Genomic DNA, 23,753 nt, shown 5'->3' on the forward strand with positions numbered 1-23,753 from the left:
CTCCAGAAGGCGCCTAAGCTGCGAAGTTTGACGAAGACGCATCGATCAGGCAAGCCCCGTCCACACGGTGCGGGCCCAGCGCGCGCCGCCGCAACTCCTGTTCAGCCATGCGGCGGTAGTGTTTGTTGAACAGCTTCACCGTGACCGCCATGACGAAGTAGCCGTGAGGCAGCCTGGGGCTGTCCGTGTGGAAGCGCAACTGTTGGAACGGCTTGGTCGCATGGGCATGATGATCGGCATGGCGAGACAGGCCGACGAAGGCATGCGTGGTCATCCAGGCATCGGTGCTCCAGGCGTCGGCACCCGAGAAATACCGCCCGCCCCGGGTCAGGCCCCAATGCTGGAAGTAGTTCACCGTCTCCAGCAGGTGTACCGCCACCAGCGCCTGGTAGAGAAACATCAGCAGGGCGACCAAGCCGAAGCCATAGGCGATGGTCACCAGCAGCACGGCTTGGATCAGCAGGCCCTGCAGGACTCGGTGGTGCCACAATCCTGCGTCCAGGCATCTGATGCGGCGGCTCTCCAGCCGCCAGGCGCTGCTGAACTGTTGCGGGAGGCTGCGGCGCCAGAACGCGCGGTAGCTCTCGCCGAAGCGGGCTGTGGCCGGGTCATCCGGGGTGCTGGCGCGGCGATGATGGCCGAGCAGGTGTTCCACCATAAAATGGTCGTAGCAGACCGTCCACAGCAGTATCCTGCCCATCCAGCGTCGATGAACGGCGCGGCGGTGTATCAGTTCGTGGGCGAGGGCAATGCCGGAACAACAGGAATTGGTCCCTGTCATAATGCGCATCGCGGCGATGTTGCAGGCGGAGGTCAGGAAGTCTGTCCAACTCGACCAGCTGAGGCGGCTTGCCATCAATAGCATCAGCAGGATGTTGGCCAGTTGCAGGCAGAACAGCAGATACAGGCTGGGGTCGAACCAGCGGCCCGCGCTATCCATGGGCTCGCTTTTCGCCGCGGGGCCTTTAAGGTCGGCGTAGATGAGCAGCCAGACCGGCAGCGTCCAAATCAGGGCTACGTCCCAGGCGTGCGGTCCCGTGGCGAGGAAGACCAGGTTGGCGGCGGGCAGTGCCATGCTGACGGCGATCGGCAGAAGCGGCCGCAACTGGTCTTGCAGGCCCGAGGGCAGAGGTAAAGTGATTACGCTGGCCATGGCTGTTTTAGTTTTTATTGATCCGGACCCGCAATAGACAGCGGACATTAGCGCATTATCCGACGATTCGGCATGGCGAAAACCTTTTATATCGGCCTGGGGGTCACCTATCATGATCCGGCTATGGCAATCGTCGACCAGGACGGCAGGGTTCTATTTGCCGAGGCGACGGAACGGTATCTGCAATACAAGCGCGCGCTCAACTGCGAGCCCGACAATCTGTACCGACTGCCTGAATTGCTGGCGACGTATTGTTCCGGCGCGCAGCGCCTGGTGGTCGCCAGCAATTGGTTGGCCAGGCGTCCGCTCTATGAGCGGTTGGTGAGTCGGCTCGGGGTACTTTCGGCACGGGGGCTTTTGCGCCCCGGCATCAAGCGATTGCGTTCGCCCCTCGCCAATTATCAGCTGCACCACATGATGGCCGCCAACCGCAGCGCCATCGGGCGCACCGGGCTTAACTTGGCGCGGATGGTAAAGGAAGTTGCTCCCGACTGCCGGGTCGAATATCGCGACTACGATCATCATGCGGCGCACGCAGCCAGCGCGGTGTATGCCTCGCCTTTCGAAGCCTGTGCTTGCGCGGTGGTGGATTCCTACGGGGAGCGCGGCTCGCTGGCTTTCTTTACCTACCGTGACGGACATCTGCAACGTCTACCCAAGGTGCGGGGATTGGCCAGCCTGGGCCTGCTCTACATGAAGCTCACGGAGTTGTGCGGCTTTGACTGGCTCAAGGGCGAAGAATGGAAGGTCATGGGGCTAGCGCCCTACGGGGCGCTGGATGAAGAGGTCTTGGCATTGCTCCGCAGCGTGCTTAGGGTCAGCGGATTGGAACTCGATTATGTGGATGCCACCCTGTTTGATGCGCTGAACGCCCTCGAGGCCCATCGGCGGTTGCCGGGTGAGCCTGCCGAGGCCGTGGCCGACCTGGCCTTCACCGGGCAATATTTCTTCACGGAAATCATGATGCAACTCCTGGGCAATCTGGCCCGATCGACGGGCATGGAGCGCCTGGCCCTGGCCGGAGGCTGCGCCTTGAATTCCTCCTGTAATGGACAGATCGCGCAAAGCACGCCCTTTCGCGAGGTCTATGTGCCGCCGGCGCCGGCTGATGATGGCACGGCTTTGGGGGCGGCCTGGCTGGCCTGGCGCGAGGATCATGGCGAAATTCCACCCGGGCGTGAAAGTTTGTCGCCTTACCTGGGTTCGGAATTGTCGGAAGAGGCTTTGCGGCGGCTGGCGCGGTTTGGGTCCGGCCTGGATTGCCGCCACCTGCCCGAAACCGTATGCGAGGAAACGGCGCGCCTGCTCGCTCAGGGCAGGTTGGTCGCCTGGGTGCAGGGCCGGGCCGAATTCGGCCCCAGGGCTTTGGGGAACCGCTCCATTCTCGCAGACCCGCGCGAGCCTGGCATGAAGGATCGCATCAATGCCCTGGTCAAGTTCCGCGAGGAGTACCGTCCCTTCGCGCCCTCCATTCTGCACGAGCACGGGCCGGAGTATTTCGAGCACTACCAGGAGTCGCCCTACATGGAGCGCACCCTGCGCTTCCGCGATGAGGCCGCGCGGCGGGTGCCGGCGGTGGTGCACGTGGACGGCACGGGCCGCTTGCAATCGGTGACGCAGGCGCGCAATCCCCGGTTCCATCGCCTGACCGAAGCCTTTTACCACGAGAGCGGCGTGCCCCTGCTGCTGAACACCAGCTTCAATGTCATGGGCAAGCCCATCGTCCACTCGGTTGAGGATGCGGTGAGCGTCTTCATGACCAGCGGGCTGGATGTGCTGGTGATCGGAGATCATCTGATTGCCAAGCCGGGGGTGCTGTGAACGGAGCGACCATCGCCAATCCAGGCGCGCCCGTGGATGAGCGGGATCGCTTCCTCCGGTGTGTGCAGGGCGGCTGGCAGCCGCATGCGCGGGAGTGGCGGATTCCTGTGGCGGACGAGTCAGAACTGGCTGGTTTCCCGCCCGATCCCGACAGGTTATGGCAAGCCGTTTCAGCCCGCGCCTTCGCCTGCGCTGAGCCGCCCGATGATCCGGCCCTGCTGGCTTTCCACGCACCACTGGGACTTACGGAAGGGGCTTGGCTGCAAGGTTTGGCGCGTGCCGACAATGCCCACAGGCCGGAGGTCGTCCGATTGTTCGGCGGCTATCTTGAACTGCTGGGGGCGGACGAGGCCGCCAGCCCTGCGGCTGCCTATCGCGGCATGTTGGCACGGCATGGCTGTTTGTTGCCGCCGGTGGCGTCCCGTCAGTTTGCCTACGACCCTCGCGTGGGTAAGCAAGCCCTGGCCTTGGCCAGTCTGCGCCTGGAGCTGGGCTGGCTGAGTGGTGACTGTTTTCCGGAAGTGCTGGGCTTTACCCTGGCCTATACCGGCAGTGTCTCGCCCTGGCGGCTGGTAGGGCTGGCCCCGGAAGAAAGGAGCCGAAGGCTCGGGACACTGGCAGAGGCTGCCGATCAGGCACTGCGCGCGTGTCTGGCACCTTCACCGCATGCAGGACAGATTTGGCGGCGCGTGAGCGCCGGATATCGCTGCTATCAAAGCCAGGAGGCGACGTATCTCGCGGCCTTGCAAGCCATGGCCCTGCATCCGGTCTCGCTCCAGGAACGGGTGGCCGATTTGCTAAGAGCCAAGGCTAACTACGCCCGAGGTTATCACGGCCAGGCCAGTGTCGGCGGCAAGACCCTGGATGCCTGGTTTGCTGAGGAGCCTTTCGATGCGGAGGGTTTCCTGCGCGCTTTTGCCGCTTCGACCTATGTGTCGGGTCCGGCCGGGGAGCGTCCTTTCGACCGCCTGACAGGGTTTGGAGGTCCCATGTTCGGCATCTTCAGCCGCGAGGAACTGGCGCTCATCGGTGCCTGGCTGGAGCAGCCGCGGCAGGATGAACCGCGGGCAGACCGGGAGACGGGAAAGCCGCGCGGCGATCGACCCGTGGTCGGCGGCAGGGTGAGCCTGAAGACCACGGACTCGAGGACGCCAGGCGGTGCGTGCACCGCTCTTGAAACCCGGGAACTGTTTCATCGGCTGCTCAACCCACATCGCGTTCCCGATGCGGCGGAGGCGGCTGGCATTTATGCCGAAGGCGTCCTGCGCCGCGCGCAACGACGCATCGGTCGCAGAGGCAGGCTGCGGGAAGCTTACTTTGATTACAGCCCGCAAGGTCTGCAGGACTGGGTGAATCGTGTCCATGCCCAGGAAGTCGCCCGCTACAAGCCCTTTCGGGGCCAGGCCCGATTGCGGCGGGAGGAATACGAATTCGGCATTCGCCAGTTCGCCCCGGCCATCCTCGTCGATGGCGCCTGGCTGCAGCGGGCCTGCGCCGCCGGCCAGCAGGACCGGCGTCTGCAACGGCTGCTGCTGCGGATCTATGCCGATGAACTGGGCGCGGGCCAGGTTGAATGGAACCACCCCAACGTCTATCGCCGACTGCTGCGGCAGTGTGGCATCGAGTTGCCCGAGGTGCGGGAGGCGGCCTTTGCTGAGGACGCGGGCTTTCTGGATGCGGCTTTCGACCTGCCGGCCTATTTGCTCGCCATCGCCTGCTTTCCCGAGCGCTGGCTGCCGGAAACCCTGGGGCTGAACCTGGCCATAGAACTCAGCGGGCTCGGCGCGCAATACCGCTTCCTGGCGGATGAACTGGAGCACTGGGGACTTGACCCCCTCATCGTGAGCTTGCACCAGTCCATCGACAGCCTGGCGGGCGGCCACGCCGCCTTGGCGGTGGAAGCGGTGCAGATCCATCTGGAGCAGGTCCGTGACCTGGGCGGCGAAGTCAGCGTGCAGGCGCACTGGCGTCGCGTGTGGTGCGGCTACCGCTCCCTGGACGCTGCAACGCGGCGTTTCCGTTGGCAATTGGGGCTCGCTTTCTGTCGCCGGTTCGTTCCAAAACGATTGGCCAAGGTCGTACAGAACGGCCTGCGTCATCTTGTGACGGCGCGCAATCCTTTCAGGGTACTGTCGCCATGAACCGGCGCAAGGACGCCTCCGTGCAAAGCTGGTTAGGGACCAAGCCCAGCTTGGCCGAACTGCGTTCGCGCTTTCCCGCGGAATGGGATGCGGTGGAAGCCGAATTCGCCGCGATCGTCGCCAAGCGCGATTTCAAGCAGTTGCATGCCCGGATTACCTCGGAATCCGGACTTATGGCCGGGAGTCCGCCCAAAGACCGGCGCGGGCGGGCCGGCGATTCCCGGGCTTTGGTGCGAAAACGCATGTTCGGCCTGCTCTTCAAGAGTTACTCGCTGGCGGCTGCGGCAGGTGGCCAGGGGCGGCGGCTGCGCTTCGGCCTGGTCAGCGGGACCCTGGCGCAGTGGCTGCTCTTTCGGCGTGCCTTTGAGCGCAAGCCGGTGTCCCTGCGCTGGTTCCGCCTGCTGTGGCCCTGCATCCGGCAGCGGGATCTGCTGATGCCGCTGGTGGAAAGCAAGGGCATCTACTGCTTCTATTCGCGCGAACTGGTCCAGCGGCTGGCGAGCCTGATCGGCGGGCGAACATGTCTGGAGATAGGCGCCGGAGACGGCACCTTGGCGCGGTTTCTCTCGGATGCGGGCGTCAGCGTCACCGCCACCGACGATCACAGTTGGGGACACCGCATCGACTATCCGGCATCGGTTCTGAAGCTGGAGGCCAGCGAGGCCCTGCGCCGCTTCAAGCCGCGGGTGGTGATTTGCTCATGGCCGCCGGCGGCCAACCGCTTCGAACGCCATATCTTCCAGACCGCCAGCGTGGAGTTGTACATCATGATCGGCAGTTGCTACCGGACCGCGGCGGGCGACTGGAAAGCCTACGGGGCTCAGCGTGAATTCAGCCTGGAACTGGACACGGCGCTCAGCGCCTTGGTGCTGCCGCCGGAGTTGGGCTCGGCGGTGTATGTGTTCAGGCGCAAATCGCTGGCTGCGCCATCAGCTTAGTTTTTCGGGAAGCTCCGGCACTGACTTCGTTCAGGCGGCCTGCAATTGCAGTTCGCGCAGTTTCATCAGCGCATAGAGCGATTCCAAGTGCGGGATCGCGACGCCCAGGCGCTGGCCGTAGCGCACCGCATTGCCCAGGATCGCCTCGGTTTCCATGGGGCGGCCGGCCTCGTAGTCCAGCAGCATGCTGGTCTTGTAGGGCGGCATCTTGTGGGTGCTGGACACATTGAGCTCGATGATGTCGTCGGACAGCTTGTGGCCGGCTGCCGCCGCAATGGCGCAGATTTCCGCCATGATGGCGCGCACGAATGGCTCCTGGGTGGTGAGGATGTCGCTGGTGGGCAGCCCGCCGGACAACACCGAGAGCGGACTGAAGGCGGCATTCCACACGCATTTCTGCCAACGCGCGGTGGCGATGTCTTCGGTGGCGACGCAATTGATGCCGCTGGTGTCGAACAGCGAGGCCAGCCGCTTGGTTTTATCCGAGGTGCCCGACGGATAGCTGCCCAGCGCCAGCTTGCCGTAAGCCTGGTGCCAGATGCGGCCCGGAGCGGTGCGGGTGACGCAGATGAAGGCCAGACCGCTGATGAGTTCGTTGTCGGGATAGGCTGAGGCGACCTCCGCCTCGATGTCGATGCCGTTGGAGATGAGTACGATGGCGGTGCCCGGGCCGATGGCGTCGCGCAGGATCTCCGTGCGGTCGGCGCCTTCCACCACCTTGATGCAGAGCAGCACGTAGTCGGGCTTGCCGAACAACTCCCGGGCGGAGCGCACTACCTGGTGCGGCCGGAACTCGTAGTTGCCCAGCTTGCTTTCGATGTGAATGCCGTGTTCCTTCACATGCTCATAATCGCTGCGCGCCAACACCGAGACTTCCGCGCCTTGCTTGGCCAGGAGGGAGCCGTAGAAGCTGCCGATGGCGCCGGTGCCGATGACGAGTACTTTCATGAGGATTCTTCCAGATAGGTTTTCAGAAACGGGATGGTGAGCTTGCGCTTGGCGGCCAGGCTGGCCTGATCCAGGCGCTCCAGCAACTGCCGAAGGCTCGCCAGGTCGCGCCGGTAATGGGCGAGCAGGAAACGTCCGACCGAGGGCGGCAGGTCCAGGCCCAGGCTGCGCGCCTGTAGCGACAGGGCCGCGAGCCGGTCCTCGTCCTCCAGAGGTCTGAGCATCAAGGTCAGCCCCCAACTCAGGCGGGTCTTCAGGTCCGGCAGGGCGATGGAAAGCTCGGCGGGCGGCACACCGGCCGAAACCATCAGCCGGTGCCCGCCATCGCGCAGGCGATTGAACAGGCGGAACAAGGCCTGCTCCCAGGGCGGCTGGCCGGCCAGAAGGTCGATGTCGTCCAGGCAGACCAGATCCTGTTGCTCCAGCCCTTCCAGTACCTCGCTGCCGTATTCTATGAGCAGGGCCAGGGGCAAGTAGGACACGGCCAGCCCGGCGGCATGGGCTTCCCGGCAGCAGGCTTGTAAAAGATGCGACTTGCCCGAACTTTCGCCGCCCCAGAGGTAGAGTAAGGGTTCATCGGGGCTGGCCGCGAGCCGGCGCAAATGGGCCACGGTTTCTTCGTTGCCGCCGGAATGGAACTGCTCGAAACCCAGTTCGGCGTTGAAGGCGAAGGGCAGGGGAACTTGCCGGGACATGGCTCTAGTGTTTCAAACGCAGCAGGCAGGCGCCGAACAGGAGCAGGCTGAAGCCCACTTCCAGCAGGGCCGGAGCGCGGTTGCCGGCATCAGTCGCGGCGCCTATGCCGTGTATGAAATAGCCGAGGCTGAACAGTCCCAGCCACACATAGGAGCTGCGCCGGTCGTAGAGCAAGCCGCGCAGCCAGGGCAGCAGGGGCAGGGTGCCTACGCTGAGCACCAGGGCGGTGGGGGCGTGATGGAGCGGCGCCAGCAGCGTGGCCCAGACCACCCAGAGGATCAGCAGGGCGAAATAGCCGCACAGGGCTGCAGCCGCGGCGTGGCGTGCAGCGAAGGTCACAGCTTGGCGTTCTTCAGCGCCAGGGCCACCTTTGCCAAGCGGGCGCCGAAGGCGCGGCACAGTTTGTTCTCGTCCTCGGTGATGCCTTCCTTGCCGCCGGTGTGCCGGCTGGGGCCGTAGGGCGTGCCGCCCGAGGTGGTCTTGCTCAGGGCCGATTCCTGGCTGGGAATGCCCACCAGGATCATGCCGTGATGCAGCAGGGGCAGCAGCATGGTCAGCAGGGTGGCTTCCTGGCCGCCGTGCATGGATGAGGTGGAGGTAAAGACACCCGCCGGCTTGCCCGCCAGATCGCCGGAAAACCAGAGGGCGCTGGTGTTGTCCAGGAAGTATTTCATGGGCGCGGCCATGTTGCCGAAATGGGTCGGGCTGCCCATGGCCAGGCCGTCGCAGTTTTTCAGATCGTCCAGGGTGGCGTAGGGCGCGCCGGTTTCCGGCACGGGTTCGGCCGTCGCCTCGGTCACGGTGGAGATTTCGGGCACGGTGCGGATCTTGGCCGTCGCGCCCGGCACTTCCTCGACGCCGCGGGCCACGAGATTGGCCATTTCGGTGGTGGAGCCGTAGCGGCTGTAGTAGAGAATCAGGATTTCGACCATGGGTTGCTTTCGCTGCGGGGGCGTGTGGCCCGGGTTGGCTGCATCGGAAAGCGCAACATTCTACCCGCAGAACGCCAATCTTTCATGGCTTTGCCCGCGAGGAGACGCTCAAGGACGGCATCAGCGCGAAACTTCTTCCAAGCACAGCGCATTGGTCCGGGGCCCGAAAGCGGCGATGAGCAGGGCGACGCCAAGCATGGCCGCGCCCATGAACAGGAACACCGGGAGCACCCCGTGGGCCAGCAGCAGGCCGATGATGGGGGTCGACAAGATCACGCTGAGGCGGCTGATGCTGTAAGTGAAACCGACGCCAGTCGCCCTCACCCGGGTGGGAAAGAGCTCCGCCTGGTAGGCGTGCAGCACCGCCGAGAACCAGTAGGTGAACAGGGTCAGCACCGCGCCGGTGGCGACAATCTGCCAGGCGGTGTCGGCAAAGGGGAAGAGCATGCCGCTCGCGGCCATGAGCGTGGCCAGGACCACGATGGCCCATTTGCGCTCGAACAGTTCGGTGCTCAGGACGCATAGCAAGGGGCCCACGGGGCTGACCAGGGCGATGAGGAAGCCGTATTCCAGGGACTCGCCCAGGCTCTTGCCCTGGGCCAGCAGAAAGGTGGGCGCCCAGTTGGCGAAACCGTAGATGCCTATGGTCTGCAGCAGATGGAAGACGGCCAGCAGCAGGGTACGGCCACGGTATTGCGGTTGCCAGAGTTCCCGCAGCGAGGCCTTGGCCCCGGTCGTGACGGCAATCGCGGGCACGGCTGGCAGCTCCGCGCGGGTGCTGTGGCGGACCTGATCCTCGATGGCGCTCATCACGGCCTCCGCTTGCGGGTGGCGGCCGGCGATCTCCAGCCAGCGTGGCGACTCCGGGAGCTTGCGGCGAAGATACCAGACGAACAGCGCGCCACCAGCGCCCATGAGCATGACCCAGCGCCAGCCCTCCAGCAGCCAGTGGGTGGGCACCAGCAGCTTGGCCGCTAGGGCCACCACTGGAATCGCCGTGAACCCCACCACCTGGGTGATGGCCACATAGCGGCCGCGCACGCGGCTGGGAACCATTTCCGAGACATAGGTGTCGATCACCGTCAGTTCCGCGCCGATGCCGAGCCCGGCCAGGGCGCGCAGGACGATCAGCTGCCAGGCGTTTTCGGCAAAGGCGCCCAGCAGGGTGAACAGCGAATAGATCAGCAGCATGAACAGGAAGGCGGTGCGGCGGCCGAATCGGTCGCTGCCCATGCCGAATACGATGGTGCCCAGGAACATGCCCAGGAAACCGGCGGAAATGGTCAGGGTGAACTCGTCGCGGGTCAGGAACCCGGAGTTCTGCATGGCCGCGCCGATGTAGGCCATCATGAAAATGTCGTAGAAGTCGAACCAGCCGCCCAGGGCGATGAGGGAAATGAAACGGCGGTGGAAGCCGCACACCGGAAGCCGCTCGATGCGGCCCGCCATGCTGGCGATTGCCTGCTCATGGACAATAGATTGTTTATGCATTCTGCGCCTTGTGTACAGGACAGCGGGGGCGAGTTCGGTATAATCGGACACGTCGTCCAGGGGAAATGCTGAATAGAACCGGCACAGCATAAGCCGGCACCTTCCTGGGCCCTGGGAGTCTCTTCAGCCGCGTGCCAGACAACTGGCGAACGGCCGCCTACTTTACCAGAACCCCATCAAGGATCAGCGAAAACATTGCCATGAGTACCGCCAAACTCGAACTCAACAACAAGACCTATGAAGTTCCCCTCATCGAGGGCACCGAAGGCGAGAAGGCCATGGATGTCACGCGCCTTCGGGCCGAGACAGGCTACATCACGCTAGACCCCAGCTACGCCAACACCGGCTCCTGTCTCTCGTCCATCACCTACATCGATGGCGATGCCGGCATCCTACGCTACCGGGGCATTGATATCGCCGAGTTGTGCGAGAAGTCGACCTTCATGGAAGTGTCCTATCTGCTGATCTACGGCCATCTGCCGAGCCAGGAGGAATATCAGCGCTTCAAGGACAAGATCACCTATCACTCCCTGATACACGAGGACATGAAGAGCTTCTTCACCTCGTACCCGGGCCATGCCCATCCCATGGCCATACTCTCCGCCATGGTGTGCTCCCTCTCGGTGTATCACCCGCAGTTGCTGAAGCCCGACCAGACCGACGAGGAGCGGGACGAGACCATCACGCGCCTGCTGTCCAAGGTTCGGGTCCTGGCGGCATTCGCCTACAAGCGCTCAGTAGGCCGAGCGTTCGTCTACACCAAGCCGGAACTGGATTACCTGTCCAACTTCATGCACATGATGTTCACCACCCCGATCCAGCCCTATGTGGCGGACGAGGTGATTCGGAAGGCCCTGGACGTGCTGTTCATCCTCCATGCGGACCACGAGCAGAATTGCTCGACCTCCACCGTGCGCATGGTGGGTTCCTCCAAGGCCAATCTGTTCGCCGCCATTTCCGCCGGCATCTGCGCCCTGTGGGGACCCTTGCATGGCGGCGCCAACCAGGCGGTGATTGAGATGCTGGAGGCCATCAACAAGGACGGCGGCAGCTACAAGAAATTCATCGACAAGGCCAAGGACAAGTCGGACCCTTTCAAGCTCATGGGCTTCGGGCACCGCGTCTACAAGAACTACGATCCGCGCGCGCAGATCATCAAGAAATACTGCGACAAGGTGCTGGACCACCTGGGGATCAACGACCCTATCCTGGAAATCGCCAAGGGTCTGGAGGAAGCCGCCCTCACCGATCCCTATTTCATCGAGCGCAAGCTCTACCCCAACGTGGACTTCTACTCGGGCATCATCTACCGCGCCATGCGCATTCCCACCAACATGTTCACGGTGATGTTCGCGCTGGGGCGCCTGCCCGGCTGGATCGCCCACTGGAAGGAGATGATCGAGGACCCGGGCATGAAGATAGCCCGCCCCCGCCAGATCTACACCGGCGAGGGGCATCACAACTACGTGGATATTGGCATCCGCCCCTGAGGGGAATGGCGGCGCCCGGGACCGGGCGCCTATTTCCAGAGGGAGAGCGATTCGGTCTTATAGCCGGTCGGTTCTTTCATCAGGTCGTCTGACACGGACGAGGTGACGACGCGGTTGAGAGTCAGGCTGCCCTGCCGCGAGCCCGAGAGATCGCGCATTTCCACGGGCACACCGCCGATTTCCTTGACGTTCAAATGGGGAATCTTGATGCCGAAGTGCTCCGCGAAACCGTGGGTCTTGGCGGCCAGATTGCCGGAGAAATCAAACAGGGAACGGATGGTGGCGTAATCGTCCTTGGTCAGATTGAGTTTTTCCGGCGGCGCCACACAAACTTCCGCCATTGTTTTCTTGCCCTGCACCACGCTCATTTCCTCGCACTGGACGCCGGCAACCTGCTTGTCGATCCCGGTGCGGACGATATTGGTCGGTTTGGGTGGCTTTGCCGTATCGGCCAGGTGATCCAGGGAGATCTTGCCGCCCAGCATCTGTTCCCATTTGGCGCGCTGTTCGGGCTTGAGTTTAGCGGCCTGTGCTCCAAGGCCCTGCAGCAAGGGCATGAAGTCCTCCGTTTGGCGCGAGATTTTTTTAACCTGCTGTTCGTCTACCGGCATGATGGTCTTGCGCCGGTGATCGATGATGCTCAAGCGTTGCTGGCTGCGGCTGTAAAGCAGGTCAAGGTGCTTGTCGCCGCCGGCGCCCTTTACCAGCAGCATGCCGTTCTTGATCATCACCGGCTGGGTGGTGCCGCTAGAGCCGGCGGATTCCTGCATGAGGAATTCCAGCATGCTCTCGGCCTGTGCCGCAGGCTGCCAGGCAGAGGAAATCAGAAATATGGGGAATAAAAGCGTACGCGTGTTCATGATGATGCTCCAGCAGGGAGCGAGGCGAGGGATGAGGGCCTTTAGCGTATGCCAATTCGGGCCGCTTGCAAAGGCCGTGAACGGTGGCTTGCCCCGAGGCCCGGTAGACCTTAGCATGTGAATCGCGGCTGTTGGATCCCGGGTGCCGCAGCGTAATAACAATAAAGAGGGCAACGCAAATGCTGAAAGACTTCAAAGAGTTCGCGATGCGCGGCAATGTGGTGGACATGGCCGTCGGTATCATCATCGGCGCTTCCTTCGGCGGCATCGTCAAGTCGCTGGTAGACGATGTGCTGATGCCGCCCATCGGCATGCTGCTGGGCAACGTGGATTTTTCCAATCTTTACCTCGTCCTCAAGGAAGGCGCGACGCCGGGCCCCTATGCTGCTCTGGCCGAGGCGAAGAAGGCGGGCGCGGTCACCATCAATTACGGGCTATTCGCCAATTCCGTGATCAGTTTTCTGATCGTCGCCTTTGCCGTGTTCCTCCTAGTGCGTGCCTTGAACAAGCTCAAGAAGGAAGCCCCTCCGGCCGACCCGACCACCACCGAGTGTCCCCATTGCGCTTCCGTCATTGCACTGAAGGCCAAGCGCTGCCCCAATTGCACCTTGCCGGTTTGAACACGAGGCCCTTTGTCCCACTCACACCAACATGATGCCGCCGGGAACGGTAATTCGCGTGCGCGGCTCGCCCTGTCGCTGCTGGTCACCCTGGCATTCGTCGTTTTTGAAGCGATCGCCGGCATCTATGCCAACAGTCTGGCGCTGCTGACGGATGCCGCCCACAACCTGACCGACGTGCTGGCGCTGGCGCTGAGCTGGTGGGCGTTGCGCCTCGCCGACCAACCCTCGCATGCGGGCAAGACCTATGGTTATCACCGGGCTGGCATCCTGGCGGCGATGGTCAATTCCAGCACCCTGGTGGTGATCGCCATCGGCATCTTCTATGAATCCTACCGGCGGTTGCTGGAACCGCCGCCGGTGGCGGAGGATATCCTGATGACGGTGGGTGCCGCCGCTTTCGTGGTAAATGGCTTGACCGCCTGGCTGGTGAGTCATGGCAGTGAGCATGACCTCAACCTGCGCAGCGCCTTCGTGCATCTGATGGGGGATCTGTTTTCCAGCGTGGGCGCGGTCGCTGCCGGTGTCGCCATCTGGCTGACAGGCATCAACTGGTTCGATCCCTTGGCCAGCGTCCTCATCGGCTTGCTGATCGTCTGGAATGCCTGGACCATCCTGCGGGAAACCGTGGAGATCCTGCTGGAAAGCACGCCGCGCGACATCGACATGAGCCAGGTGGTGCGCGACCTGATGCAGATCGAAGGGGTGCGCGGAGTCCACGACCTGCACGTGTGGAGCATCTCCAAGAGCCTGCGCATGCTGTCAGCGCATATCGTCACCGACGACATACCGATAAGCCAGGGAGTCCTCATCCAGCGGCGGGTGAACAACTTCATGGGGGAGCGCTACAGCATCGCCCATTCCACCCTGCAATTGGAATGCGAGGGCTGCGAACCGGATCTTCTCTACTGCGATATCACCAAGGCCAACGGGCATACGCGCGTGGATTGCCACGCCGGGCATGACCATTGACGCGGCGCGTGATTGAAACCGGACCAGTGCAAGTCCGGCTGCATGCCCGAGCCTGCGGACATGAAGCCGGACTCCTTGCTGTCGGCCTGGCGTCAATATGCGGCTACCAACCGTACCTAACATAACTTAACTTAACTGCGATTGTCCGTATCCAGGTACTCCCGTACTTCGTAGCTCCGGATCGCGGTGCCGCTCGGTAGCGAACAATTGATGCCGTAGTAACCGCCTTCCTCACTGAGATCCACGTCCAGAAAGAGAGTCTGATCGCCTGTCGCTGAAGTCGATGCCTGATTGGAATCTATGGGCACGGCATACTGGCTATTGCTGTACAGCGTACAGGTCAAGGTCTTGTTGGCTGCGTTATTGACGTGCACGCGCACCGAGAAGGTGCCATCCAGGTTGGAGGTGTTGTCGCGAACGATGGGGCAGACAACCGAGCGTTTCGCGGTGGCGATGTTGAACATGTCGAAGCCGACGTTGGAAAAATCGGCATCCTGAGCGGTAGCTTGGGCTTCGCAGTTGATTCCGGGGTAGGTCTTGGCATCGTAAGGGGTAAACAACGGGTTGGGTTCTGCTTCAAATCCTACGGCGATATCGGGTGCAGTTTGTGCAGACACGGGGCTGCTGAGTGCAGTGGCTGCCAGGATAGCGATCAGAAATTTTGCTAGGTTGTTCTTGTGTAGACGGTGCATGGGATTCTCCTTTTGACTGACATTGTGCGAGCGCTGCGGTGCGCTCGGGAGAGATTCTCTGAAATCGGAACCCGCCAGTCTGGGTGGAATTCACCAGCGATACGTAAAATAGTCATACCCGTAAAGCCGAAATGTTGCGGTGCGCCGCCGGCGAAAATCGGCTCCGCAATCAATTCCCATGGCGCGTCAACGCCCAGCACACGTGCTCGCGCACCAGTTCGGAGGGATGGCTGGCTCGGGCCTGCAGGGCCGCTATGACCAGGCCCGACGTTGGCGCGTTGCCGAGTGCCACGGCGATATTGCGCAGCCAGCGCTCGTAGCCGATGCGGCGGATGGCCGAGCCTTCCGTCCGGCGGTTGAAGCTGTCTTCGTCCCAGGCGAACAGGTCCAGCAAGGCGGCGGTATCGAGTCCATGGCGGGGCGCGAAATCGCCTTCAGCGGTCAAGTGCGCGTAACGGTTCCAAGGGCAGACCATTTGGCAATCGTCGCAGCCAAAGATACGGTTGCCCATGGCCGGTCGCAGTTCCAGCGGGATGGGACCCTTGAGTTCGATGGTCAGGTAGGAGATGCAAAGGCGCGCGTCGACCCGGTAAGGTGCGACGATGGCCCGGGTGGGGCAGACGTCGATGCAGGCCTTGCAACTGCCGCAATGATTGGGCAATGGCGTGTCCACCGGCAGGGGCAGGTCGGTATAGATCTCGCCCAGGAAGAACCAAGAGCCCGCCTTCCGGTCGATCAGGTTGGAATGCTTGCCGATCCAGCCCAGCCCGGCTTTTTCGGCGAGCGCCTTTTCCAACACCGGCGCACTGTCGGTGAAGACCCGATAGCCGAATGGCCCCACCGCCGCTTCGATGCGCGTGGCCAGTTGCTGCAGGCGCGCTCGCATGAGCTTGTGGTAGTCCCGGCCCAGGGCATAGCGCGAAATATACGCCGCTGCGGGGTCTTCCAGGCGCTCGCGCAGGCTTTCCCGAGGTTCTGGCAGGTAGTCCATGCGCGCGCTGATGACCCGCAGCGTGCCTGGCACCAGTTCCTGCGGCCGGCTGCGTTTGCTGCCATGACGCGCCATATAGTCCATCTCGCCGTGGAAGCCGTCGTCCAGCCAAGCCTGCAGTTGGCCCTCCGCCTCGCTGAGGTCGATGTCCGTGATGCCCAGGGCCTGAAAGCCGAGTTCCCTTCCCCAGGCCTTGATGTGGCGGGCGAGGGTGACCGTGTCGGGCAATGCGGGTTCCGCTTCAGATCCGGAGCTTGGCGTCGGTGTGGGGTTTGGCGACAATGGGCACCTGATAGGGCCGGCGCACGAGTCGCGCCGCGTAAAACTAGCTTAGCGTCCAATGACTACCCACGACAATCCGAGTTTGCCGCGGCATCTGTTCCGGGCCGAGCAGGTCCGTGCGATGGACCGTTTCGCCATCGAAACCATCGGTATTCCAGGTTACGAGCTGATGTGCCGGGCTGGCGCGGCGGCACTGGACGTACTCCGCCAGCGCTGGCCGGGCGCGCGCACCGTATCGGTTCTGTGCGGGAGCGGCAACAACGGCGGCGATGGCTATGTGCTGGCGCGCCTGGCCAGGGCCGAGGGCATGGACGTGCGGGTCTATCCGGTCGCCGACCCGGCACACTTGCGCGGCGATGCGCTGAAAGCCTGGCAGGATTACCGCCAGGCGGATGGTCCGGTGCTGGATTTCATCCCGGAAGGTTTCGAAGGTGCCGAGGTACTGGTGGACGGGCTTCTGGGCACCGGGCTGGACCGCCCGGTCAGCGGCGTCTACGAACAGGTGATCGGTGCGATCAACCGCTTTGCGGGCGGCGTGCTGGCCCTGGATATTCCCTCGGGGCTCCATGCGGACACCGGCGCGATCCTGGGCGCGGCCGTGCGCGCTCAGGTCACTGTGAGTTTCATCGGCCTCAAGCAGGGCCTGTTCACCGGCGAGGGCCCGGATTGTTGCGGGGAGCTGCGTTTCGCCGATCTGGATACGCCGGTGGCGGTGCAGCATTCTCAGAAGGCTTCGGCGGAATTGCTTCCGTGCCCGCCGCTGGATTTGCCTACGCGTAGCCGAACCGCCCACAAGGGCCACTGCGGCCATGTGCTGGTGGTGGGCGGCGACTGCGGGTTTGCTGGCGCGGCCCGCATGGCGGCGGAAGCAGCGGCGCGGGTGGGCGCCGGACTGGTGTCCATCGCCACCCGGCCCCAGCATGCCTCGGTCTTGAATCTGACCCGCCCGGAACTCATGTGCCGTGGTGTGGAATCGGCGGCGGAACTGGACGGTCTGCTGCGCTCGGCCAGCGTGGTGGCGGTCGGCCCGGGACTCGGGCAATCCCCATGGGCACGGGATCTATTCAGGGCCGTAATCGACTCTGCCCTGCCTCTGGTGGTGGATGCCGACGGACTCAATCTGCTGGCGGCCGATCCGCGCCGGCGGGATGACTGGGTGCTGACGCCCCATCCGGGCGAGGCGGGTCGCCTGTTGGGAGTCGCTTCGGGGGAGGTTCAGCGCGACCGTTTCGCCGCCGCCGCGAGTCTGCAGGAGCGATACGGCGGTGTCCTGGTGCTGAAGGGAGCCGGCAGCCTTGTGCGCGGTGGGGATGACGTGCCCCGCATCTGCCGGCTCGGTAACCCCGGCATGGCTTCGGGCGGCATGGGCGATGTGCTGACGGGCGTCATCGCTGGCCTCATTGCCCAGGGAGTGAGTGTGCAGACGGCTGCAGAAATGGGTGTCGTGGCGCATGCGGCGGCGGCAGACCTGGCGGCCGCCGAGGGCGGCGAGCGCGGTTTGCTGGCCTCGGATCTTTTTCCGCATCTGCGGCGTCTGGTCAATCCATGAAGCGGCTGCTGGCGGACGAGGCGGAAACCTTGGCTTTCGGCGGGCGCTTGTTTGACGCCCTGATCCCGGGCTGCGTGGTGTTCCTGCACGGCGATTTGGGAGCCGGCAAGACTACCCTGGTGCGCGGCGCACTGCGCGCCGGCGGATACACCGGCGCCGTAAAAAGCCCCACGTATACCCTGGTGGAGGAATACCGGATCGGGGAAGCGACGTTCTTTCATTTCGACCTGTACCGGCTGGCCGATCCGGAGGAGTTGGAGTGGATGGGCATCCGGGATTTCTTCCGACCCGATGCCATTTGCTTTGTCGAGTGGCCCGAGCGCGGCGCCGGCCTGTTGCCAGTTGCCGATCTTGATCTATCCTTGCTCGTACACGGAACATCACGCCAGCTTTCGGCCCTGGCCTCAACCCCCTGCGGCGAGGCTGTACTGAGGGCGATGATGGACGCGTAAGCGGCCGGGGCGCCACGCGACACTGCAGCACAGACCGCGTTGGCGTTCAGGCCGGCTCCCTGTGCGGACATGCGCGGGGGACATGAAGTCGCTTCGCGACATTTTAATAAGAAAAAGCTTGCGGCCATTCCGCTTGCTGCGTTAAGGTCATGGGCCCGCGAGGCGGTCGTCGGACGGTTATGTTGAATATTGCAAGTCGCCTTGTTTTTCTGCTGTCGCTGCTGGTTGCAGATGCCGCAGCCGCCAGTCAGCTTAAATCCATCAGTCTCGCGACTGCGGACCGGCACGCGCGCCTGTTGCTGGATCTTTCCGCCCCCGCCGAATCATCCTTGAGTCTGGATCCAAACCACCGCCGACTGGTGTTCCGCTTGCGCGACACGCAGATGGCCGCCACATTGAAACAGCCCCCGGCGTCCCATCCCCTGGTTGAAGGCATAAAGGCCTCTGCGGATGGGCACGGCATGACCCTGCGGATTGACCTCAAGAAGCAGGTGAGTGCGCATTGTTTTCCGGCCCATCAGGGCCAGCAATGGGTCATCCAGTTGGCCGAAGATGGTAACGCGGCCGCGGCCAGGCCGACAGGCTCGCCCCGGGTAGAGACCGGGCCATCGCGGGCCGCCGCAGCCAGCGAGCGGGTTGCCCCAAAGACGGATTCCAAGGCGGATGCCAAGAAGGTCACGGCGGCTGCGCGCAAGTCCCGTTCCCAGGAACGCATCATCGTCATCGACGCCGGTCACGGCGGGAAGGACACGGGCGCCATCGGGCCGGCAGGGACCCGTGAGAAGGATGTGGTGCTGGCCATCGCCCGCAAGCTGGAGGCGATGGTCCGCGCGGAGCCGGGCATGCGCGCCGTGCTCACGCGGCAATCCGACCAGTTCGTGCAGTTGGCAGAGCGCGCCGACATCAGCCGCCGCGAACACGCCGACCTGTTCGTGTCCCTGCATGCCGATGCCTATATCAATGCCGAAGCCAAAGGCTCGTCTGTTTTCACGCTTTCCAACAACGGCGCCAGCAGCGTCGCGGCGCGCTGGCTGGCTGATCGGGAAAATAGCGCGGATCTGGTGGGCGGCGTGCAGTTGCGCGACAAGGGCAAGGTACTGGCGTCCGTGCTGTTGGATCTGTCCCAGAATGCGGCCATCGAGGACAGCGATCATGCCGCCGCGCACATTCTGGACGAACTCGGGAAGGGGCACGAGCTTCATCACCGTGAAGTCCAGAAAGCCGGCTTCGTGGTGCTGAAATCGCCGGACGTGCCATCGCTGCTGGTGGAAACGGCTTTCATCTCCAATCCGGACGAAGAGAAAAACCTGCTCAGCACGAAATACCAGGAGCGGGTCGCGCGGGCGGTATTTCGCGGGATACGCGCCTATTTCGCCGATCGAGGCCCGCATGCCCCGTCCCAGGGCACGCAGCAGGAGGCCGCCACATCCGCAGACATACTGGTGGCGCAAGACTGAGCGTCGCCGGCTTCAGCAACTTTCATCCCCGAGACTGGGGCAAAATCCAAGCGCAGCCCTTTCCCTTCGAGCCGCCATGGGTCTGGTAGAATGCAGCCCTGTCGGAGCGCCGCATGCCAATACGCCTATTACCCCCGCAACTGGTCAACCAGATCGCCGCCGGCGAGGTGGTGGAGCGCCCAGCTTCTGTCGTCAAGGAGTTGTTGGAAAACGCCTTTGACGCCGGCGCCCGATCCGTCGAGGTGGATGTGGAAATGGGCGGGCTGCGCTTGATCCGGATACGGGATGATGGCTGCGGCATTCATAAGGATGAACTGCCGCTGGCCCTGTCGCGCCATGCCACCAGCAAGATCGCCAGCCTGGACGACCTGGAAAGGGTGTCCAGTATGGGATTTCGCGGCGAAGCCCTGCCTAGCATCAGTTCCATCGCACGGCTCAGCCTGACGACGCGGGTGCCGGAGGCGGAGACAGCCTGGCGCATCCTCGCCGACGGCAGCGAGAGCGACTTCCAGATCGAGCCCGCGGCCCACCCTAAGGGCACCAGCGTTGAAGTGCGCGACCTGTTCTATAACACCCCGGCGCGGCGCAAGTTCCTGCGCACCGACAAGACCGAGTTCGGCCATGTGGACACGCTGTTGCGCCGTATGGCCCTGAGCCGTTTCGATATCGGCTTTCAATTGCGCCACAATCAGCGGGAGGTGCTGAAATTGCGCCCGGCCGAGGGAGTTGCGGAGCAGAACGAGCGCCTGGCCCTGGTGTGCGGGGAGGCCTTTCTGGAAAACGCCTTGACGGTCGATTATGCATCGGCGGGGCTGCGCCTGCATGGTTGGGTGGGGCTACCCACGTTTTCCAGGGCCCAGGCCGATCAGCAGTTCTTTTATGTCAACCGCCGCCTGGTGCGGGATCGCCTGGTAACTCATGCGGTGCGCCAAGCCTACCACGATGTGTTGTATCACGGGCGTCAACCGGTGTACGTTCTCTACCTGGATATGGACCCGGCCCTGGTGGACGTCAACGCCCATCCTGCGAAGCTGGAGGTGCGCTTCCGCGACGGCCGCCTGGTGCATGACTTCCTGTTTGGCGCCCTGGGGCGCGCACTGGCCGGCGTGAAGCCGGAGAGTCGCGCTGGCCTTTCGGCATCACCGGACTCGGTGCCGCAACCCACGTTTCCCGAGCCTCAGGAACTGGCATCGAGGCCCGTCGCGGCGGGATCTTCCCGCCCGCCGCTGCAATCCTCGCTCCCCTTGCATGTGCTGGAGCCCCAGGTGGCTCTGGAGCATCTCTACCGTCCAGCGGAAATGCCGCGAAATGCGCCGGCCGAGACGGAAGCGTCCTTTCCCCCGCTGGGCTTCGCCATCGCCCATGTGCACAATATCTACATCCTGGCCGAGACCCGTACGGGTCTGGTCCTGGTGGATGCCCATGCCGCCCATGAGCGCGTGACCTACGAAAAGCTCAAGCGGCAGCACGCCGGCGGCGATGTGGTCAGCCAGCCCTTGTTGTTGCCGCTGAACGTTAAACTCAGCGAGGCTGAGGCAGACCTGGCGGAACAGCACGGCGGCGATTTGGCCCGGCTTGGGCTGAGCGTCACGCGCTCGGGCGTGGATGCGGTATTGGTGCGGGCAGTACCCGCACTGCTCGGCAGCAGTGACGCCGAGGCCTTGTTGCGGGATGTCCTGGCGGAGTTGTCGACCCACGGGCACAGCCTGCAACTTGAGCAGGCTGCCCAAGCAGTTCTGGCCAGCATGGCTTGTCATGGCTCGGTGCGAGCCCATCGGCGCCTGACGGTGCCAGAGATGAATGCGCTGCTGCGGGAAATGGAGCAAACCGAGAACAGCGGCCAGTGCAACCATGGCCGACCTACATGGGTCGAGCTGTCCACCAAGGATCTGGATCGTTTCTTCCTGCGCGGGCGATGAATAGCCCTTCCATTCCAAAAGCCCTGGCCCTCATGGGGCCGACGGCTTCCGGCAAGACCGCTGCCGCCATTCGGCTGTGCCGTGCACTGGATGGGGAAGTGATCAGCGTGGATTCCGGCCTCGTATACCGTGGCATGGACATTGGCACGGCCAAGCCCAGTGTGGACGAGAGGCAGGGCGTCCCCCACCATTTACTGGACATCCTCGATCCCGCCGAAGCCTTCTCCACCGGCCAGTTCCGAGCGCGCGCCCTGGAACTGATCGGCGAGATTGCGGGGCGGGGAAGAGTGCCGGTGCTCGCCGGCGGCACCATGCTTTATTTCAACGCCTTGTTCAACGGCCTCGCCGACTTGCCGGAAGCCGATCCCGATATCCGCCGGCAGATCGACGAGGAAGCCCGCCATATGGGCTGGCAGCGCATGCACCAGATTTTGGCTGAGGTGGATCCGAAAGCGGCGGCGCGCATTCACCCCAACGATCCGCAGCGCATTCAGAGGGCCTTGGAAGTCTACAGGGTGAGCGGCGTTCCGATCTCCAGCCTGTGTGAGCAGGCCGCACAAGTGCCTCCGCCCGTTGACTTCATTCGTCTTGTTCTGGCGCCTTCCAGTCGCGAGCTGCTGCATCAGCGCATCGCGCAGCGGTTTCAAGGCATGCTGGAGGGTGGATTGGTCGAGGAAGTGGAGCGCTTGTATCGGCGTGGCGATCTGGACGAATCCATGCCGTCCATCCGTGCGGTGGGCTACAGGCAGGTCTGGTCCTACCTCAACGGGCAGGTCGAATACCCAGCCATGATTCAACGCGGCATCATCGCCACGCGCCAATTTGCCAAACGCCAGTACACCTGGCTACGCCGGCAAGCCACGGCGCGGCACTACATAAGCGAGGAGCCGAACGTCGCTGAGCGCATGCTCACCGAACTCGCCGGCTGTCTGCGCTGAGGTCGAGTCTCCAGCGCCAAGGTGTCCTCGCGGAGGACGGGCTGGCTAAGTTGCCGTCGTTTTCACCGCGCGCGGATACGCGCGTCGATGGATGCGGTGCTTTGTGTCAGGCGCGCCAGTGCGCCATGGCATCCTTCATGGAAGTCTTCAAAATCCGCGACACCAGATCAATTACCGCAGAAGCCGTCTTCCGCTTGGCTGGTTTTTTCGACAAGTGTCTGGAAGGTAGTGGAAAATAAGAAAAATTTCGTCTCATGGCGTACACCCCCGTGTGTGTGAACATGTTGACTGCCTGTCATTATTATTGGTCCGCAATTTATGTTGAGTTTATTGCTAGCCTGATTGGACCACAGCTTGACGCTAATTGCCAGGACGAATACCATCGGCAGGTTATAGTGTCGCCATACCCCGACACGGCTTGATTCGCGCTATCAAGCTCACCTGCCTTTACCGACAAACGCTGGATGGGAATTTGTCCGGGCCTGCCAACGCCGGGTCGGGTAGAGTTCCTAGCCGGCCGTCCGCAACTCATTCAGGTTTTGCTCATATAATTAAGCCAGATCTGTGCCATGGTATATCTTATTGAAATAAAAGAAACCAGGCCTTGCGAGGGAATCACTGTGGGTCCAGCAATGGGCAGCATGTTTCGAAGTAGTGCATTCTCGGTTTAGTCACGCGATCTCAACTTGAAAACCAACCATCTGCCAGGGGCGGCATGTGCTTCCAGTGCAAAGTGAAGTGGGTTGTAAGGTGAGGTAGGGAAAGTCCCTAGCGGTGAGATGACGCCAATTGACGGCGAAGACTTGGTCTTCGGACGCATAATGCGTAGAATCCCAGTGACTTCAGAGAACGAAGAGGGATTTTTCATGATCGGTCCGATCATACTGACGCTTATCTTCCTGTTGTCGGTGTGGATTGTGCGGTATTTCTACCGAGAAGCCAGGGCTAGGCGCTTGGCCAGAAGCAGTCGGCGGCGTTTGCCTTTTCGCTGTGTGACCATCAATTACGATGAATCGCTGGCATGCGCGGCTGTCCGGCAGTTGCCCTCCACCCGTTATCTATGCCGATTGGCGCCCATCGTGCCGCTGCCGCACTGTGACCGCACCTATTGCCAGTGTTGGTACGAGCACTTCGACGACCGGCGTCACACGGACCGGCGCGACTACTACTCTCGCACCAGCCGGGAATTCGGTGGCGCTGAAAAGCGCATACGCAATGGCGACCGCCGCCGCCACTTCGACCCTGCCTTGCGGGAGAAACCCGTTTACGTCACCTCCGGCATGCCCCACTAGAGCTGCTCTTTTGGCCTTGGGGGTTCCGATGTTCTGAAGAGCGCCCCTGGGTCAGGCGCTGGCCTGATCCCTTGCGATCGGGCGCTCGTTCAGAGGATGTAAGCCCAGCCGACATAGCC

Annotated in this window: 21 protein-coding genes; 12 read left to right on the top strand and 9 right to left on the bottom strand. The window is 63.0% G+C overall.

From position 1 onward, the window contains the following. Positions 1 to 13 precede the first annotated feature (13 nt). Positions 14 to 1,153 carry an alkane 1-monooxygenase gene (locus EK23_RS04850; RefSeq protein WP_052807933.1) on the bottom strand — a complete coding sequence of 380 codons (1,140 nt, stop codon included), beginning with the start codon at positions 1,151 to 1,153 and terminating at the stop codon, positions 14 to 16. Positions 1,154 to 1,225: 72 nt separating this feature from the next. Between EK23_RS04850 and EK23_RS04855 the strand changes: the two genes are divergently transcribed. From EK23_RS04855 to EK23_RS04865, 3 genes are read left to right on the top strand one after another with little or no spacing between them, the layout of a single operon-like run. Further along, on the top strand, positions 1,226 to 2,974 hold the full coding sequence (locus tag EK23_RS04855) for a carbamoyltransferase family protein (protein ID WP_045224174.1): 1,749 nt from the start codon (positions 1,226 to 1,228) through the stop codon (positions 2,972 to 2,974). Continuing rightward, the gene (locus EK23_RS04860) at positions 2,971 to 5,115 is read left to right on the top strand and encodes an iron-containing redox enzyme family protein (RefSeq protein ID WP_045224175.1); all 2,145 of its coding nucleotides are present in this window, start codon (positions 2,971 to 2,973) and stop codon (positions 5,113 to 5,115) included. Before EK23_RS04855 ends, EK23_RS04860 begins: the two co-directional genes overlap by 4 nt. Further along, the gene (locus tag EK23_RS04865) at positions 5,112 to 6,053 is read left to right on the top strand and encodes a class I SAM-dependent methyltransferase (protein ID WP_052807934.1); all 942 of its coding nucleotides are present in this window, start codon (positions 5,112 to 5,114) and stop codon (positions 6,051 to 6,053) included. The genes EK23_RS04860 and EK23_RS04865 overlap by 4 nt, the downstream gene beginning before the upstream one ends. Before the next feature lie 30 nt (positions 6,054 to 6,083). Here the strand turns inward: EK23_RS04865 and EK23_RS04870 are convergent, their stop codons facing one another. The 5 genes from EK23_RS04870 to EK23_RS04890 form a co-directional block, all read right to left on the bottom strand. Further along, positions 6,084 to 7,001, bottom strand: a complete 918-nt coding sequence (locus EK23_RS04870) for a ketopantoate reductase family protein (protein ID WP_045224176.1) — start codon at positions 6,999 to 7,001, stop codon at positions 6,084 to 6,086. Continuing rightward, the gene (gene hda, locus EK23_RS04875) at positions 6,998 to 7,696 is read right to left on the bottom strand and encodes a DnaA regulatory inactivator Hda (RefSeq protein WP_045224177.1); all 699 of its coding nucleotides are present in this window, start codon (positions 7,694 to 7,696) and stop codon (positions 6,998 to 7,000) included. The genes EK23_RS04870 and hda overlap by 4 nt, the downstream gene beginning before the upstream one ends. Before the next feature lie 4 nt (positions 7,697 to 7,700). After that, positions 7,701 to 8,036 carry a DUF2069 domain-containing protein gene (locus tag EK23_RS04880; RefSeq protein WP_045224178.1) on the bottom strand — a complete coding sequence of 112 codons (336 nt, stop codon included), beginning with the start codon at positions 8,034 to 8,036 and terminating at the stop codon, positions 7,701 to 7,703. Beyond that, on the bottom strand, positions 8,033 to 8,629 hold the full coding sequence (gene wrbA, locus EK23_RS04885) for an NAD(P)H:quinone oxidoreductase (RefSeq protein WP_045224179.1): 597 nt from the start codon (positions 8,627 to 8,629) through the stop codon (positions 8,033 to 8,035). The genes EK23_RS04880 and wrbA overlap by 4 nt, the downstream gene beginning before the upstream one ends. 120 nt (positions 8,630 to 8,749) lie before the next feature. After that, the gene (locus tag EK23_RS04890; protein ID WP_045224431.1) at positions 8,750 to 10,120 is read right to left on the bottom strand and encodes an MFS transporter; all 1,371 of its coding nucleotides are present in this window, start codon (positions 10,118 to 10,120) and stop codon (positions 8,750 to 8,752) included. Positions 10,121 to 10,320: 200 nt separating this feature from the next. Here EK23_RS04890 and EK23_RS04895 point away from each other — a divergent pair, with 200 nt between their 5' ends. Further along, positions 10,321 to 11,610 carry a citrate synthase gene (locus tag EK23_RS04895; RefSeq protein ID WP_045224180.1) on the top strand — a complete coding sequence of 430 codons (1,290 nt, stop codon included), beginning with the start codon at positions 10,321 to 10,323 and terminating at the stop codon, positions 11,608 to 11,610. A gap of 29 nt (positions 11,611 to 11,639) precedes the next feature. On the opposite strand, the gene EK23_RS04900 is transcribed toward EK23_RS04895, so the two are convergent. Further along, complete coding sequence (locus EK23_RS04900) at positions 11,640 to 12,470, bottom strand: hypothetical protein (RefSeq protein ID WP_045224181.1); 831 nt, start codon at positions 12,468 to 12,470, stop codon at positions 11,640 to 11,642. 179 nt (positions 12,471 to 12,649) lie between these two features. Between EK23_RS04900 and mscL the strand changes: the two genes are divergently transcribed. After that, complete coding sequence (gene mscL, locus EK23_RS04905; protein WP_045224182.1) at positions 12,650 to 13,090, top strand: large-conductance mechanosensitive channel protein MscL; 441 nt, start codon at positions 12,650 to 12,652, stop codon at positions 13,088 to 13,090. A 12-nt stretch (positions 13,091 to 13,102) separates the two neighbouring features. Beyond that, a complete protein-coding gene (locus EK23_RS04910; protein ID WP_045224183.1) occupies positions 13,103 to 14,062 on the top strand; it encodes a cation diffusion facilitator family transporter in 960 nt (319 codons plus the stop codon). Positions 14,063 to 14,193: 131 nt separating this feature from the next. Here EK23_RS04910 and EK23_RS04915 read toward each other — a convergent pair whose 3' ends face one another. Beyond that, positions 14,194 to 14,754, bottom strand: coding sequence for a hypothetical protein (locus EK23_RS04915; RefSeq protein WP_145998558.1), 561 nt, complete (start codon positions 14,752 to 14,754; stop codon positions 14,194 to 14,196). Between the two features lie 169 nt (positions 14,755 to 14,923). Continuing rightward, on the bottom strand, positions 14,924 to 15,973 hold the full coding sequence (queG, locus tag EK23_RS04920) for a tRNA epoxyqueuosine(34) reductase QueG (protein ID WP_045224185.1): 1,050 nt from the start codon (positions 15,971 to 15,973) through the stop codon (positions 14,924 to 14,926). A gap of 112 nt (positions 15,974 to 16,085) precedes the next feature. Between queG and EK23_RS04925 the strand changes: the two genes are divergently transcribed. From EK23_RS04925 to EK23_RS21500, 6 genes are all read left to right on the top strand, one after another. Continuing rightward, positions 16,086 to 17,576, top strand: a complete 1,491-nt coding sequence (locus tag EK23_RS04925; protein WP_045224186.1) for a bifunctional ADP-dependent NAD(P)H-hydrate dehydratase/NAD(P)H-hydrate epimerase — start codon at positions 16,086 to 16,088, stop codon at positions 17,574 to 17,576. Next, entirely contained in the window at positions 17,573 to 18,028 is a 456-nt protein-coding gene (gene tsaE, locus EK23_RS04930; RefSeq protein ID WP_045224187.1) for a tRNA (adenosine(37)-N6)-threonylcarbamoyltransferase complex ATPase subunit type 1 TsaE, read from the top strand. The genes EK23_RS04925 and tsaE overlap by 4 nt, the downstream gene beginning before the upstream one ends. 179 nt (positions 18,029 to 18,207) lie before the next feature. Continuing rightward, positions 18,208 to 19,485 carry an N-acetylmuramoyl-L-alanine amidase gene (locus tag EK23_RS04935; RefSeq protein ID WP_045224188.1) on the top strand — a complete coding sequence of 426 codons (1,278 nt, stop codon included), beginning with the start codon at positions 18,208 to 18,210 and terminating at the stop codon, positions 19,483 to 19,485. Between the two features lie 113 nt (positions 19,486 to 19,598). Continuing rightward, complete coding sequence (gene mutL, locus EK23_RS04940; protein ID WP_045224189.1) at positions 19,599 to 21,404, top strand: DNA mismatch repair endonuclease MutL; 1,806 nt, start codon at positions 19,599 to 19,601, stop codon at positions 21,402 to 21,404. Continuing rightward, a complete protein-coding gene (gene miaA / locus EK23_RS04945) occupies positions 21,401 to 22,342 on the top strand; it encodes a tRNA (adenosine(37)-N6)-dimethylallyltransferase MiaA (RefSeq protein WP_045224190.1) in 942 nt (313 codons plus the stop codon). The genes mutL and miaA overlap by 4 nt, the downstream gene beginning before the upstream one ends. Positions 22,343 to 23,208: 866 nt before the next feature. After that, positions 23,209 to 23,634 carry a hypothetical protein gene (locus tag EK23_RS21500; protein ID WP_052807936.1) on the top strand — a complete coding sequence of 142 codons (426 nt, stop codon included), beginning with the start codon at positions 23,209 to 23,211 and terminating at the stop codon, positions 23,632 to 23,634. Positions 23,635 to 23,753: the final 119 nt, after the last annotated feature.

The organism is Methyloterricola oryzae, from assembly GCF_000934725.1.
Lineage (GTDB): Bacteria > Pseudomonadota > Gammaproteobacteria > Methylococcales > Methylococcaceae > Methyloterricola > Methyloterricola oryzae.

What these genes read in the sequence shown, in the direction of transcription:
- EK23_RS04870 (WP_045224176.1), bottom strand. Translation starts at nt 7,001, where the DNA reads ATGAAAGTACTCGTCATCGGCACCGGCGCCATCGGCAGCTTCTACGGC.
- tsaE (WP_045224187.1), top strand. Translation starts at nt 17,573, where the DNA reads ATGAAGCGGCTGCTGGCGGACGAGGCGGAAACCTTGGCTTTCGGCGGG.
- EK23_RS04915 (WP_145998558.1), bottom strand. Translation starts at nt 14,754, where the DNA reads ATGCACCGTCTACACAAGAACAACCTAGCAAAATTTCTGATCGCTATC.
- mutL (WP_045224189.1), top strand. Translation starts at nt 19,599, where the DNA reads ATGCCAATACGCCTATTACCCCCGCAACTGGTCAACCAGATCGCCGCC.
- EK23_RS04900 (WP_045224181.1), bottom strand. Translation starts at nt 12,470, where the DNA reads ATGAACACGCGTACGCTTTTATTCCCCATATTTCTGATTTCCTCTGCC.
- EK23_RS04925 (WP_045224186.1), top strand. Translation starts at nt 16,086, where the DNA reads ATGACTACCCACGACAATCCGAGTTTGCCGCGGCATCTGTTCCGGGCC.
- EK23_RS21500 (WP_052807936.1), top strand. Translation starts at nt 23,209, where the DNA reads ATGATCGGTCCGATCATACTGACGCTTATCTTCCTGTTGTCGGTGTGG.
- EK23_RS04895 (WP_045224180.1), top strand. Translation starts at nt 10,321, where the DNA reads ATGAGTACCGCCAAACTCGAACTCAACAACAAGACCTATGAAGTTCCC.
- EK23_RS04850 (WP_052807933.1), bottom strand. Translation starts at nt 1,153, where the DNA reads ATGGCCAGCGTAATCACTTTACCTCTGCCCTCGGGCCTGCAAGACCAG.
- EK23_RS04865 (WP_052807934.1), top strand. Translation starts at nt 5,112, where the DNA reads ATGAACCGGCGCAAGGACGCCTCCGTGCAAAGCTGGTTAGGGACCAAG.
- EK23_RS04855 (WP_045224174.1), top strand. Translation starts at nt 1,226, where the DNA reads ATGGCGAAAACCTTTTATATCGGCCTGGGGGTCACCTATCATGATCCG.
- EK23_RS04890 (WP_045224431.1), bottom strand. Translation starts at nt 10,120, where the DNA reads ATGCATAAACAATCTATTGTCCATGAGCAGGCAATCGCCAGCATGGCG.
- miaA (WP_045224190.1), top strand. Translation starts at nt 21,401, where the DNA reads ATGAATAGCCCTTCCATTCCAAAAGCCCTGGCCCTCATGGGGCCGACG.
- wrbA (WP_045224179.1), bottom strand. Translation starts at nt 8,629, where the DNA reads ATGGTCGAAATCCTGATTCTCTACTACAGCCGCTACGGCTCCACCACC.
- hda (WP_045224177.1), bottom strand. Translation starts at nt 7,696, where the DNA reads ATGTCCCGGCAAGTTCCCCTGCCCTTCGCCTTCAACGCCGAACTGGGT.
- EK23_RS04935 (WP_045224188.1), top strand. Translation starts at nt 18,208, where the DNA reads ATGTTGAATATTGCAAGTCGCCTTGTTTTTCTGCTGTCGCTGCTGGTT.
- mscL (WP_045224182.1), top strand. Translation starts at nt 12,650, where the DNA reads ATGCTGAAAGACTTCAAAGAGTTCGCGATGCGCGGCAATGTGGTGGAC.